At 70.1% G+C, this 13,173-nt stretch carries 15 protein-coding genes; 4 read left to right on the forward strand and 11 right to left on the reverse strand.

The window, feature by feature from the left end:
• Positions 1-91: 91 nt before the first annotated feature.
• Entirely contained in the window at positions 92-358 is a 267-nt protein-coding gene (locus ABTU82_RS01685; RefSeq protein WP_116646351.1) for a hypothetical protein, read from the forward strand.
• 57 nt (positions 359-415) lie between these two features.
• Entirely contained in the window at positions 416-1,555 is a 1,140-nt protein-coding gene (locus ABTU82_RS01690; protein ID WP_407171282.1) for a GNAT family N-acetyltransferase, read from the forward strand.
• On the opposite strand, the gene mutM is transcribed toward ABTU82_RS01690, so the two are convergent.
• From mutM to ABTU82_RS01720, 6 genes are all read right to left on the reverse strand, one after another.
• Positions 1,491-2,408: a bifunctional DNA-formamidopyrimidine glycosylase/DNA-(apurinic or apyrimidinic site) lyase gene (gene mutM, locus ABTU82_RS01695; RefSeq protein WP_116646349.1), complete on the reverse strand. Its 918-nt coding sequence runs from the start codon at positions 2,406-2,408 to the stop codon at positions 1,491-1,493. The genes ABTU82_RS01690 and mutM overlap by 65 nt on opposite strands.
• Positions 2,401-3,093 carry a ribonuclease III gene (gene rnc / locus ABTU82_RS01700; protein ID WP_116646348.1) on the reverse strand — a complete coding sequence of 231 codons (693 nt, stop codon included), beginning with the start codon at positions 3,091-3,093 and terminating at the stop codon, positions 2,401-2,403. The genes mutM and rnc overlap by 8 nt, the downstream gene beginning before the upstream one ends.
• Positions 3,094-3,110: 17 nt before the next feature.
• Positions 3,111-3,320 (reverse strand): 50S ribosomal protein L32, encoded by a 210-nt coding sequence (gene rpmF, locus ABTU82_RS01705; RefSeq protein ID WP_028495421.1) that lies wholly within the window; start codon positions 3,318-3,320, stop codon positions 3,111-3,113.
• Between the two features lie 2 nt (positions 3,321-3,322).
• A complete protein-coding gene (locus tag ABTU82_RS01710) occupies positions 3,323-3,877 on the reverse strand; it encodes a YceD family protein (RefSeq protein WP_407171284.1) in 555 nt (184 codons plus the stop codon).
• A 66-nt stretch (positions 3,878-3,943) separates the two neighbouring features.
• Positions 3,944-4,441, reverse strand: coding sequence for a pantetheine-phosphate adenylyltransferase (coaD, locus tag ABTU82_RS01715; protein WP_116646347.1), 498 nt, complete (start codon positions 4,439-4,441; stop codon positions 3,944-3,946).
• 55 nt (positions 4,442-4,496) lie between these two features.
• On the reverse strand, positions 4,497-6,665 hold the full coding sequence (locus ABTU82_RS01720; RefSeq protein ID WP_407171285.1) for an ATP-dependent DNA helicase RecG: 2,169 nt from the start codon (positions 6,663-6,665) through the stop codon (positions 4,497-4,499).
• A gap of 80 nt (positions 6,666-6,745) precedes the next feature.
• Between ABTU82_RS01720 and ABTU82_RS01725 the strand changes: the two genes are divergently transcribed.
• On the forward strand, positions 6,746-7,327 hold the full coding sequence (locus ABTU82_RS01725; protein WP_116646345.1) for an RsmD family RNA methyltransferase: 582 nt from the start codon (positions 6,746-6,748) through the stop codon (positions 7,325-7,327).
• Here ABTU82_RS01725 and thiL read toward each other — a convergent pair.
• Positions 7,297-8,289 carry a thiamine-phosphate kinase gene (gene thiL / locus ABTU82_RS01730; RefSeq protein WP_407171288.1) on the reverse strand — a complete coding sequence of 331 codons (993 nt, stop codon included), beginning with the start codon at positions 8,287-8,289 and terminating at the stop codon, positions 7,297-7,299. The two genes, ABTU82_RS01725 and thiL, sit on opposite strands and share 31 nt — an antisense overlap.
• A 57-nt stretch (positions 8,290-8,346) precedes the next feature.
• On the opposite strand from thiL, the gene ABTU82_RS01735 reads away from it, so the two are divergent.
• Positions 8,347-8,826 (forward strand): DUF3515 family protein, encoded by a 480-nt coding sequence (locus ABTU82_RS01735; protein ID WP_116646343.1) that lies wholly within the window; start codon positions 8,347-8,349, stop codon positions 8,824-8,826.
• Between the two features lie 95 nt (positions 8,827-8,921).
• Here ABTU82_RS01735 and ABTU82_RS01740 read toward each other — a convergent pair whose 3' ends face one another.
• From ABTU82_RS01740 to murA, 4 genes are read right to left on the reverse strand one after another with little or no spacing between them, the layout of a single operon-like run.
• Positions 8,922-10,007, reverse strand: coding sequence for a D-alanine--D-alanine ligase family protein (locus ABTU82_RS01740; protein WP_116646342.1), 1,086 nt, complete (start codon positions 10,005-10,007; stop codon positions 8,922-8,924).
• Positions 9,913-11,043, reverse strand: coding sequence for an NAD(P)H-dependent glycerol-3-phosphate dehydrogenase (locus ABTU82_RS01745; protein ID WP_116646798.1), 1,131 nt, complete (start codon positions 11,041-11,043; stop codon positions 9,913-9,915). Before ABTU82_RS01745 ends, ABTU82_RS01740 begins: the two co-directional genes overlap by 95 nt.
• Positions 11,033-11,803 carry a lysophospholipid acyltransferase family protein gene (locus ABTU82_RS01750; RefSeq protein WP_407173274.1) on the reverse strand — a complete coding sequence of 257 codons (771 nt, stop codon included), beginning with the start codon at positions 11,801-11,803 and terminating at the stop codon, positions 11,033-11,035. Before ABTU82_RS01750 ends, ABTU82_RS01745 begins: the two co-directional genes overlap by 11 nt.
• Entirely contained in the window at positions 11,800-13,164 is a 1,365-nt protein-coding gene (gene murA, locus ABTU82_RS01755; protein ID WP_116646341.1) for a UDP-N-acetylglucosamine 1-carboxyvinyltransferase, read from the reverse strand. Before murA ends, ABTU82_RS01750 begins: the two co-directional genes overlap by 4 nt.
• Positions 13,165-13,173 lie beyond the last annotated feature (9 nt).

A 13,173-nucleotide genomic window follows, 5' to 3' on the forward strand; every position in this document is an offset into this window, starting at 1 on the left:
GACGCATCCGGCGTCCCCTCCCTCCGGCGACCACCCTCGCCCTTCGCGCGCGTCGACCTCTCGAGCGCGCACCACTTCGAAAGTGACTGCCATGAACGATCTGGTCTCGCCCGTTCGGTCGACCGACCGCGCCGAGCACGACCTCCTCCGGGCGGTCGTCCACCCCGGCGTCCGCATCTCTCTCGTCGACCGACTCTCCCTGCGTCTCGGGCTGTGGCTGTTGCTGAGAAGCACCCGCCGCATCCATCGCGTGCGCGATCACGCCGATCACGCCCGTCTCCTCGCTCTGCACCGCGCCGAGCAGGAGCGCGCGCGTGCTGACGCGTGGACGCAGTTCGACCGACGACGTCCCTTCTGACCCCTACCTGCCGGCCGCTCACGCGGCGGCCGGCGCACCCCTCTCGAAGGAACACCGATGAACACCCCTCCCGTCGGACTCGAGATCCGGCCCATCGCCATCCCTCGCGCCATCGGCGACACCGACGCCGCCGACTTCATCGCCATGACGCAGGTGCGCAACCTGGTCTACGCGGAGATCTCCGGGCACGACGACGGCCGGATGACCCCCGCCGAACTCCTGCCGAACTATGCGCCGGACCCAGCGGAGATCCGTCACTGCTGGCTCGTCCTTCTCGACGGCGAACCCGTCGGACGCATCGGTGTCGACGTTCCCCAGGAGGAGGGCTCGCGCGTCGTCTACTGGCTCATCGAACTGCGCCGCTGCGTCTGGGGCCGCGGCATCGGCACCGCCTGCTACGCGCTCGTCGAATCGACTGCTCGCCAGCATGGTCGTCGCGTGCTGCAGGCATGGGCAGAGCATCCGCCCGCGCCCGGCGAACGCCTGCAGCCACCCACAGGTTTCGGCAGCATCCCGCTCGACCACGTCGCACGGTTCCTTCAGCATCGCGGTCATCAGCTCGAGCAGGTCGAGCGCATCAGCGCCCTCGACCTCCGTGACGGACTCCCCCGGGTGCGCGAGTTGTGTGAGCGTGCCACCGAGGCTGCGGCCGGCTACCGCACCGTGCAGTGGCGCCTCCCGACTCCGCCCGAGTTCGTCGCGGGATACGCCTGGATGAAGTCGCGCATGAACACCGACGCTCCCGCGGCCGGTCTCGAGTTCGACGAGGAGACCTGGGACGCCGCCCGCGTCGCTCGCGCCGACGCGAAGATCGTCGATGCCGGACGCACCGCCCTGGTCACGGCTGCGCAGCACCTCGAGACGGGCGATCTCGTCGCGTTCAACGAGCTCGTCATCAACAACGACCTGACCGAGGCCACCTCCCAATACGACACTCTCGTGCTCTCGTCGCACCGAGGTCACAAACTCGGGATGCTGGTCAAGTGCGCGGGCCTGCTCGCCTGGCTCGACATCGCACCGCGCTCGCCGCGGGTCCTCACGTACAACGCGGAGGAGAACCGGCCGATGCTCGACATCAACGAAGCCATCGGGTTCGAACCGATCGGATACGAGGGCGCCTGGAAGAAGGTGCTCAGCGACCCGTCGACAGCGGCAGCCGCTGACACCGCGGGCAGTAGTGGCTCGAGCGGTTCGTGAACGACACGCGCATGATCGGTCGCCCGCACCGGGCGCACGGTTCCCCCGTGCGCCCGTACGCGTTCAGCGAGTGCGCGAAGTAGCCTGCCTGCCCGTTCACATTGACGTACTGGGCGTCGAAGCTCGTGCCGCCTTCGGCCAGGGCCTTCTGCAGCACCGCTCGCACTTCCGCGAGCAAGCGGTTCACGGCCCGCGTCGACAGATCGAGCGCGCGGGTCTCCGGATGGATGCGCGCCGCCCAGAGGGCCTCGTCGGCGTAGATGTTGCCGATGCCGCTCACGACGGTCTGGTCGAGGAGCACACGTTTGATCCCTGATGCCTTGCGGGCGAGCACCGTGCGGAACGCACCGTCGCGGAAGGCGGGGTCGAGCGGATCGCGCGCGATGTGCGCGACCTGACGCGGAGCGAGGGCGGACTCATCGCCCCTGCCCCCGGCGGCACCGTCGGGTGTCGGCTCGAGAGAGTCGATCGCGAGCGAACCGAACGTGCGTTGATCCGCGAAGACCACGGCGATCTCGCCGTGCGTCGGATGCTGCAGATCGAGCCGCACGCGTTCGTGGCGCTCCACGGGTGCCCCCGACGTACGAAGCAGCATCTGCCCGCTCATGCCGAGGTGCGCGATCATCGCGTTCCGCTCGGGACCGGTGACGTCGAGGGGCAGCCAGAGGAACTTCCCCCGACGCACCGCGGCGGTGAACGAACGACCCGTCAGAGCACGCTCGAATGACGGGCCGCTGTCACCGTGGCGGGTGAGCGCGCGCTCGTCGAGCACGGTCACCGCCGCGATGCGCGCGCCGGAGACGGCGGGCGCGAGGCCGGTGCGGACGACCTCGACTTCGGGAAGCTCAGGCACGTCCGCCGAGTTCGCGCCACGCGGCCAGCGCAGCCACCATCTCGGCCTGCTTCTTGCTCGTGCCCTGGCCGTGGGTGACGACGTCGCCGACACGAACCGTGGCGGTGAACCGCCGGTCGTGATCGGGGCCGGTCGCGTCTACCTCGTAACTCGGCGCGGACGCCCCCTGCTGAGCTGCGAGTTCCTGAAGACTCGTCTTCGGATCCATCGCCGCACCGTAGCGCTCGGGATCGTCGAGGAGGGGTTCGACCAGCCGCAAGACCAGAGCCGTCGCCTCGTCCTGGCCCGCCGACAGGTAGACCGCACCGATCACGGCCTCGGTCGTGTCGGCGAGGATCGAGTCCTTGTCGCGTCCCCCGGTGAGCATCTCTCCCCGGCCCAGGAGCACGTGGTCGCCGAGACCGATGCGTCGCGCGACCTCGGCGAGAGCCACGGTCGATACGACGCTGGCACGACGCTTGGCGAGCGAGCCTTCGTCGAGGTCGGGATGCCGCGTGAACAGACGCACGGTCACGGCCTGCCCCAGCACGGAGTCGCCGAGGAACTCGAGGCGCTCGTTGTGCGGGATGTGGCCGTTCTCGTACGCGAACGAACGATGAGTGAGGGCAAGCGACAGAAGCTCGGGGTCGATATCGACCCCGAGCCTGTCGATGAGCGTCTGGCGCTCAGCAGAAGCGACTGTCACGGCACCTGCCGCGGACGTCAGACGTCGGCGACCTTGCGTCCCTTGTACTCCAGGAACAGCTCGGTGCCCTGCGAGTCGGTGACGACCTTGGCCTGGTGCGGACGGCTGTACACGACCTTGCCGTTCTCGACCGTGGTGGTCAGCGTGATGGGGGCAGCCTTCCACTGGGCACGACGCGAGCGCGTGTTGGAGCGGGAGACCTTCCGCTTCGGGGGGTTACCTGCCATGACTAGCTCTTCTCTGTGACGGTGTCTTCGGATTCGGGCGTGGCGCTACGGGGCGCTTCGCCGTCAGGGTCTGAGGGGTACTGCTGGAGCGCAGCCCATCGAGGATCGACAGGCGTTCGCTCACTTTCGCCGGTGCTCTCGGTCAGTCGCTCGCCTGTTTCCGGGTCGAGCCCGAGGCAATCCGGCTGACACACCGGCTGGAACGGAAGCGAGAGGACAATGGCGTCCCTGATCAGAGTTTCAAGATCTACGTAATCGTCTTGAACCTCGAAATCAACCGCTTCGTTTCCAGGATACGTGAAAAGCTCCTGAAACTCGACTTCGACAGGCTCGGCGATGTCTTGCAGGCAGCGCCCGCACACCCCGGTCAGTCGCGTGTCGGCGGTACCGGTGACGAGGATGCCCTCGTGCACCGATTCGAGGCGCACGTCGAGGTCGAGCGGTTCACCCGCCGGGATGGACACGAGGCCCTCGCCCCACTTCTCGGGCGTGTCGAGATCGAGCTCGAACTCGCGCATCTCCCCCGGGTGGTGGACGATGTCGCGGACGTGCAGCATGAAGGGTCCGGGTCGGCGAGTTCTCACGGTCGTCCATGCTACCCGCCGGGAGCGGCCGCGGCTCCGTCAGCGGGCGCTGGTACCGGTATCGAGGAACCGCGCGACGGCCGGTGGAACGAACGGCGAGACGTCTCCGCCGAGGGCGGCGACCTGGCGCACGAGCGAACTCGAGACGAGCGCGTGGGCCGGATCGGGCAGGAGGAAGACGGTCTCGATGTGCGCGAGGTGGCGATTGACGATCGCCATCGGCGATTCGTACGCCACGTCGATCTGCGACCGGATGCCTTTCACGAGCACACCCGCCCCGACATCGGTGGCGTAGTCGACGAGGAGGCCCATGCTCCACGCGGCCACGACGACGTCGCCCTCGATGCCGTCCTCGGCGATCGACTGCTCGAGGAGCGCCTGACGCTGCGCGATGGGGAGCAGTGCCTCCTTGCCGGGGTTGTGCACCACCAGCACGTGCAGCTGGTCGTAGAGCGCTGCGGCTCGGCGGATGACGTCGATGTGTCCCAGCGTCGGCGGGTCGAACGACCCCGGTACGACGGCGATCCGGCTGTCCATGTCGTCAGCCTATCGAGGGACGACGGCACAAACCTGAACCTCGCGACCCGATGGGTCAGGAACGAGCGAGGGCTGCCCGCTCCAGCGCACCGACTCGTCGATCGATCGCGGCGGCGAGAGCGGGATGCTGGGCGAGGGTCGGGTCATCGGCGAAGATGCGCTCGGCCGCAGCACGCGCCTCTGCGATCACGTCGGCGTCTGTGACCACGCGCAGCAGGCGCAGCGACGAGCGAGCACCCGACTGGACCGCACCGAGCACGTCGCCCTCCCCGCGCAGCTCGAGGTCGACCTCGGCCAGCTCGAAGCCGTCGAGGGTGCTGGCCACCGCCTCCACCCGCGCGCGCGCCGACGTGCCCGTCGACGCTTCGGTCACGAGCAGGCAGATGCCGGGGAGGCCGCCTCGCCCGACTCGGCCTCGCAGCTGGTGCAACTGCGAGACACCGAAGCGGTCGGCCTCGAGGATCACCATCGCCGACGCGTTCGGCACGTCGACACCGACCTCCACGACGGTCGTCGCGACCAGCACGTCGATGTCGCCCCGCGAGAACGCCTGCATGACGGCGTCCTTCTCGTCGGACGGCATCTTGCCGTGCAGGATCTCCACGCGCAGCTGCGCGAAGGCGGGGTGACGCGAGAGCACGTCGGCGACCTGCACCACGCCCCACCGAATGCGCGGAGCCGCGGCCTCCGCCTCGGCCACCATGTCGTCGGCGGTGTCGTCTTTCGTCGAGGCTTCCGCGTCGATCGCGGGGCACACGACGAAAGCCTGTCGCCCCTCGGCGACCTCTTCGGCGACGCGGTCCCACACCCGGGCGAACCACCCCGGCTTCTCGGCGACGGGTGCGACGAACGACGAGATTCCCGCGCGTCCCGCGGGCATCGTGCGAATCGTGGAGACGTCGAGGTCGCCGAACACCGTCATGGCCACGGTGCGCGGAATGGGTGTCGCCGTCAGAACGACGGTGTGCGGGGTGGAGCCCTTCGCGCGGAGCGCCTCGCGCTGCTCGACGCCGAACCGGTGCTGCTCGTCCACCACCACGAGACCGAGATCGGCGAACGTGGTCGACGCGCTCAGCAGGGCATGGGTTCCGACGATGATGCGCGCTTGACCGGATGCGGCGCGCAGCGCGGCCTTGCGTCGCTCGGCGGCCGGCAACTGCCCCGTGAGAAGCGTCGGCATCAACTCGGGGGCGAGCTGAGGACCGAGCATGCGGGCGATCGAACGCACGTGCTGCGCGGCGAGCACCTCGGTCGGCGCGATCAACGCCGACTGGCCCCCCGACTCGGCGACCTGCAACATGGCCCGCAGCGCCACGAGGGTCTTGCCCGATCCGACCTCGCCCTGAATCAGGCGGTTCATCGGCCACTCGCCGACCAGATCCGCCGCGACGGCATCGCCCACCGTGACCTGGTCGGGGGTTCGATCGAAGGGAAGCAGTGCGTCGAAGCGTTCGAGGAGCCCGCCGGGCGCGGCGGGGCGCCGCGTCGCCGACATGGCACGCACGAACTGCCGCTGCTGCAGGAGCGCGGACTGCAGGACGAGCGCCTCGTGCATGCGAAGCGTCGCGACGGCTGGTCCGACCTGTTCCTCGACGTCGGGCCGGTGCACTCTCTCGAAGGCCGTCCGCGCTTCGAGCAGACCGTGCCGCGCGCGAAGAGTCTCGGGGAGCGGATCATCGATCGGGCCGAGCCCGGCGAAGACGAGGGCGATGGCGTCGGAGATCATGCGGCTGGTCACCGTGCTGGTGGCCGGATAGATGGGGATGGGCAGATTCGCGTTGGCCTCGGCCGTCATGCGCGCCTGCTCGACGTCTTCGAACAGCTCGTAGTCGGGATTGGTCAGCTGCGTCGCGCCCCGATACTCGCCCACCTTGCCCGAGAAGATGCCCCGGCGCCCCGGGTAGAGCTCTGTGATGCGCCACGGCTGGTTGAAGAACGTGAGGCTCATGTGCCCGTCGCCGTCGGTGATGACGACCTCGACGAGCGACCCGCGTCTGTTCTGCATGCGACGCTCCCCCGCGCGCACGACCTCGGCGACGATCGTCACGGGCTCGCCGAGGGGAAGGGAGGCGATCGGTGTCAGCTCACCGCGCTTGGCGTACCGACGCGGGTAGTGCCCGAGCAGTTCACCGACGGTCGCCATGCCGAAGGCACGGTCGAAGGCGGCAGCCGTCTTGCCGCCGACCACGCCGTCGAGACGCGACGCGAGAGTCAGGGCGGGCATGGGGAGAGTCTAGGCAGGATCACCGACATCGCCGGCGGACGCCGCCCTCAGCGCCTCGCGGGTGTTTGTAGGGTGAAACGGTGACCCGCATCATCTCCGGCTCGGCCGGAGGCACCGTGCTCGACGTGCCTCCGAGGGGCACCCGCCCCACGAGCGAACGCGTCCGCGAGTCGCTCTTCGGCGCGCTCGACGCCGCCGGGCTCGTCGACGGCGCGAGAGTGATCGACCTCTATGCCGGATCGGGCGCGCTCGGACTCGAGGCCGCGAGCCGGGGCGCAGCATCCGTCGACCTCGTGGAGCACGCTGCGCAGGCGGTGTCGCTGATCCGACGCAACGCCGAGCGGGTCGCGAAGGCGCTCGGAAGCCCGCCGCCGATCCGAGCGCACCGCGCGACGGTCGCCGGATTCCTCCGAGACGCGGCGGGACCCTACGACCTCGTCTTCGTCGACCCGCCCTACGACGTCTCGGACGCCGACCTGACCGAGGCCCTGACCGCCCTCGCCCCGCACCTGTCGCCGGACGCCGTCGTGGTGGTCGAGCGCGCCAAGCGGTCCCCCGGTCCGCGCTGGGTCGACGCGGGCCTGGAGCCCCTCCGCGACCGCGTCTACGGGGATACGGCGATGTGGTGGGGTCAGCCTCTTCCCGCGTCCCAGTCCCTGTAGGGATCCCACCCGCCGGGCTTTTCGTACGGGACGCCGTCCACCGTCACCGGCGCATCCACGCGGGAGCGAACCTCGCCGATCGCACGGAACCCTTCCGGCAGGGCTGCGCCCCGGGGGAAGGTCGCGAGCAGCGCGTGGTCCTCCCCGCCCTCGAGCGCCGCGTCGGGGGAATCGCCGAGCAGCGCTCTGGCGATGTCGAGGGTCACGCCGGAGGCGTTGGCCATGCGTCGTGCATCGAGGGCGAGTCCGTCGGAGACGTCCATCATCGCCGTGGCTCCGGCGACCGCCGCGATCGCTCCCCCGGCGATCGGGGGACGCGGCGCCAGCTGCCGCTTCAGCCCCTCGGTCTCGGCGGCGGTCAGCCCCGCCCACGCGCGCGGATCGATCGCGACGGGCGAACCGGCGGCGTCGACGAAGCTGCGGAACAGCACCGACAGGCCCAGGGCCGCGACGCCGAGGTCGCCCACGACGGCCACCGTGTCGCCGACGGCCGCCCCCGAGCGACGAACGGGCTCCCGCCCGTCGAGCGACCCCAGGGCGGTCACGGCGATCGTGAGCGTGTCGGAGACCGTGAGGTCGCCGCCCTCGACCGCGCACCCGGGGGCGAGCTCCGCACACGCGGCGGCGAGCCCCGCGGCGAGCCCGTCGACGAACGACACGGGGAGGTCGTCGGGCATGGCGAGGGCCACGAGCAGGGCGGTGGGGCGCGCGCCCATCGCGGCGACGTCGGCGAGGTTCACCGCGGCGGCCTTCCACCCCAGGTCGAACGGGCTCGACCACGCCAGCCGGAAGTCGGGGCCGTGCACGAGGGTGTCGGTCGTCGCGACGACCCGCCCGTCGGCCGCGTCGAGCACGGCCGCGTCGTCGCCCGGCCCGACGATCGCCCGGCTCGTGGGAAGACGGTCGAGGATGCGGCGGAGGATCGCCCCTTCGCTGAGGTCGCCCACGGTCTGCTCCTGCACGGTTCCACGCTAGCGCTCGGCGCCGCCACCCGATCGCGCGGCGGGTACCCTGGAGAGGTGATCCGCCTGCCCCGCCTCCTCGCCGCGGGCGTGGTGCTCGCTGCCGTCACCGGGCTCTCCGCGTGCGCCGGCACCGTCTCGATGGACGCCGCACCGAACGCGAACGACCCAGCGTGCGCCGACGTGTCGGTGAGGCTTCCCCAGACCATCGCGGGCGAGTCCCGCCGGTGGACCGACGCTCAGGCGACGGGGGCCTGGGGCGACCCGTCGACGATCCTCCTCACGTGCGGGGTCGCCGTGCCCGGGCCCTCCACGCTCTCGTGCGAGACCGTCGAGGGCGTCGACTGGCTCGTCGACGGGACCGACGCCCCGTTCTACCGTTTCACCACGTTCGGACGCACCCCCGCCGTCGAGGTCTACCTCGACTTCGACGTCGTCGGCAGCGCCGACACCCTCCGCGCCGTCTCGCCGATGCTCGCGCGTCAGTTGGCCGAGACCGGCAGCGTCTGCACCGACCGGCCCGCTACCGACGGCTGACGGGCCGCCGGCTCGGCAGAACACGTCGGTCGGCCGAGACAGCACGCCTGCCGGTGTTCCTCACCCCGGATGCTGGGTCTCAGCGTCGACCGACGTCACGCGCGCTCGAGAGCCTGTTCGATGAGATCGGTGATGAGTGCCTCGTACGACAGGCCGGACGCGATCCAGCACTTGGGGAACATCGAGATCGGCGTGAAGCCCGGCATCGTGTTCAGCTCGTTGACGACCGGGCCGTCCTCACCGAGGAAGAAGTCCACGCGCGCGAGTCCGCGACCTTCGACGGCCGCGAAGGCGCGCAGCGCAGCATCCTGCACCGCCGCCGTCTCGGCATCGCTCATGGCGGCGGGGCAGACGACGTCGACGCCGTCGCCGCCGAGGTACTTGCCCTCGAAGTCGTAGAACTCGCGGCTCGTGAGCACGATCTCGCCGGGCAGCGACACCCGCGGCTCCCCGCCCGCGCGCGCTCCGAGCACACCCACCTCGATCTCGCGCCCGGCGATGCCCTGCTCCACCAGCACCTTGTCGTCCTCGGCGAAGGCGATGTCGAGCGCTCCGGCGAGCTCTCCGAGGTCGTGCACCTTCGACACCCCCACCGATGAGCCCGCCCGGGCGGGCTTCACGAACCAGGGGAAGGACAGCTCGGACGCGCGCTCGGCGATCGCCGCGGCGTCGCCGGTCCACTCCGCGCGTCGCACCGTGATCCACGGCGAGACCGCGATTCCCGAGTCGCGCAGCACGATCTTCATGAAGTGCTTGTCCATGCACAGCGCGGAATCGAGCACCGCTCCCCCGGCGTACGGAATGCCGAGGGTGTCGAAGAAGCCCTGGACGGTGCCGTCCTCCCCGTGCGTTCCGTGGAGGATCGGCAGAACGACATCGATCTCGCCCAGCTCTTCCTCCGTGCCGTCGGCACGGCGCACGACGAGCGTGCGTTCGCCGGCGTGCGGCCAGAAGACCCGGGTGCCGTTGTCTACGACCTCCGGCAGAGCGTGCGCGTCGAGCGCGAACTTGTCGGGGTCGTCGTCCTCGAGCACGAACACCCCGTCGCGGGTGATCCCGACGGGGAACACCCGGTAGCGATCGCGATCAATCGCCCGCAGCACCCCGCCCGCCGTGGCGGAGCTGATCGAGTGCTCGCTGGATCGACCGCCAAAGAGCACCGCTACCGCTGTCCGAACCATTCTGCGTCCTCTCACCCTTGGGCGTATCGTCGTCGGTCGTCAAGTGTGGCGCGATGTCGCGCGGGTTCATGGTGCCGTCCAGCACGCGCTTGACCTGAGCCACGATCGGCATCTCGACCCCCGCCTTGCGGGCGAGTTCGAGCACGGGCGTCACCGATGACAGACCCTCGGCGGTCTGCTGCATCTGCTTCACCACGTCCTGCAGGCTGTAGCCCTGACCCAGCAGGCGTCCGGCTGTGTTGTTCCGGCTCAGCGGCGACTGGCACGTCGCGATGAGGTCGCCCAGGCCCGCGAGTCCTTGAAGGGTCTCGGGCTGCGCACCCTGCGCCACCGCGAAGTCGGTCATCTCGACCAGCCCCCGCGTGATGATCGAGGCCTTGGTGTTCTCGCCGTATCCGACGCCGTCGACGATGCCGATCGCGACGGCGATGAGGTTCTTCAGCACGCCCCCGAACTCGGTGCCGATGACGTCGGTGTTCACGAAGGAGCGGAAGTAGCGGTTGCGAGCCCGCCGTGCCACAGCCTCGGCGGTCTCCCTGCTGATGGAGGAGATCACGGCGGCCGTGGGCTGCTCGCGCGCGATCTCGAGGGCGAGGTTGGGCCCCGACGCCACGGCGATGCGCTCCGGGTCGCACTGCAGCTCCTGGGCGATCACCTCGCTCATCCGCAGGCCGGTGCGCTTCTCGACGCCCTTCATGAGCGACACGATCGGCACGTCGGTGGCGTCGACGAGCGGTCGGAGCGCCTTCAGATTCTCGCGCAGCGCCTGGCTCGGCACGGACAGGTAGATCTGGGTCGCCCCCTCGACAGCCTCCGCCAGGTGGACGCTCGCCGACATCTCCCGGGGAAGGTTGATACCCGAGAGGTACTGGCTATTGCGCTTGGCCTCGGTGATCTCCTGCGCGATCTCGGCGCGACGTGCCCACATGGTGACGTGCGCCCCGCCGTCCGCGAGGATCTTGCCGAAGGTCGTGCCCCAGCTCCCGGCTCCGACGACGGCGACGCGCGGCAGTGCAGCATCCGATCTACGACTCAAGGCGGCCCGTCTCGGTCTGGCCGTGAGCGGACGGGTTCCAGCGCTGCTCGGGCGGAGTGCCGCCGCGCAGCCGCGCCAGGAGTCCCGAGATCCGGTCCATCAGCACGTCGGTGGCCGCAACGAGCGTGGACGGGCGCGACACGTCGGCACCGTGCTCGGACGGCAGGATCGGTTCGCCCAGCACCACGCGCACGCGGCGACGCAGCGGCCAGAGCCTGATCTTGCCGTAGCGCGGCATGATCTCCTGCACACCCCAGTGCGCCATCGGCACCAGGGGGATGTCGCCGGCGATCGAGAGGCGGACGGCCCCGGTCTTCCCGCGCATCGGCCAGAGGTCGGGGTCGCGGGTGAGAGTGCCTTCGGGGTACACGATGACGCCGCGCCCGTGCTCGACGAGCTGCTCCGAGCCGCGGATCGTGTCGCGGGCGGCCGACGCCGACGAACTGCGCGACACCGGCACCATCCCGGTGGCGCGGAGCGCCGCGCCCAGGACGGGCACGCGGAAGAGGCTCTCCTTCGCCATGAAGCTCGGTGCCCGGCCGAGCCGCCAGACCACGACGGCGACGACCAGCGGATCGAAGTTCGAGTAGTGGTTCGGGGCGAGAACGAACGCTCCCTCGCGCGGCAGCTTGTCGGCGTCCTCGATCTCGATCTTGGCGAAGATGCCCGTGAGGGGCACGACGACGGCCGCGAGCGGCCAGAAGACGCTCGGGCGGGATTTCTCGCGCGATGCGGCGCGACGACCGGACGCCACGGCTATCCGATGACGTCGAAGTCGGCGCCGAGGGTGTCGAGCTTGGCGAAGAGCTTCTCGTACCCGCGACGGAGGATGCCCACGTTGCGCACGACGGACTCCCCCTCGGCCGCGAGAGCGGCGATGAGGTAGCTGTAACCGCCCCGCAGGTCGGGGACGACGACATCGGCACCCCGGAGCGGGGTGGGTCCGGTGATGACCGCGGCCTGCTCGAGCGCTCGCCGCGGAACCCGGCGTGCGGGATCGGCGATCCCGTTCGGGTGCACGACGATGTCGGCACCCATCTGCACGAGGGCGCGGGTGAAGCCGAGACGGTTCTCGTACACGGTCTCGTGGACGGTCGACACGCCGTTCGCCTGGGTCAGAGCGACGACGAGGGGCTGCTGCCAGTCGGTCATGAACCCGGGGTGCACGTCGGTCTCGACCACGACCGGACGCAGTTCGCCTCCGCGGAAGAAGCGGATGCCGTCCTCGTGGATGTCGAACTCGCCCCCGACCTTGCGGAAGACGTTGAGGAACGTGAGCATCTCCTGCTGGCGGGCACCGCCGACGAAGATGTCGCCGTCGGTCGCGAGCGCGGCGGCGGCCCACGACGCGGCCTCGTTGCGGTCGAAGATGCACCGGTGGTCGTAGCCGCGGAGCTGGTCGACACCCTCGATGAGGATGACGCGGTTGGGCTCGTAGGAGATGATCGCGCCCATCTTCTGCAGCACAGCGATCAGGTCCATGATCTCGGGTTCGATGGCGGCGTTGCGCAGCTCGGTGACGCCCTTCGCCCGCACGGCCGTGAGCAGCACCTGCTCGGTCGCGCCGACGCTCGGGTACGGCAACTCGATCTGGGCGCCGTGGAGGCCGTCGGGGGCGGTGATGCGGATGCCCTCGTACGTCTTGTCGACGACCGCACCGAACGCCCGGAGGGCGTCCATGTGGAAGTTGATCGGGCGATCGCCGATGCGGCAGCCACCGAGGTCGGGGATGAGCGCCTCGCCGAGGAGGTGCAGGAGCGGTCCGCAGAACAGGATCGGGATGCGGGAAGCCCCCGCGTACGCGTCGATCTGCTCGAAGTTCGCCGACACGGCGCCGCTCGGATCGAACACGAGTTCGCCGGGGTTCTCGCCGTCCGTGACGTGAACGCCGTGCACCTCGAGGAGCGAGCGGACGACCCCGACGTCGCTGATGTCGGGAACGTCGCGCAGGATGCTCGTCGAGTTGCCGAGCAGCACCGCGACCATGGCCTTCGTCGCGAGGTTCTTCGCGCCCTTGACCTCCACGCGCCCGGTGAGCGGCCTGCCGCCGCGGATGCGAAGCGTCTCGCCCTCTTCGGAAGAAGATGCCGGCGCGACCGCGCCCGTGACGACTGAACTCATTCGATGGAC

The organism is Microbacterium deferens (assembly GCF_045517775.1).
GTDB lineage: Bacteria > Actinomycetota > Actinomycetes > Actinomycetales > Microbacteriaceae > Microbacterium.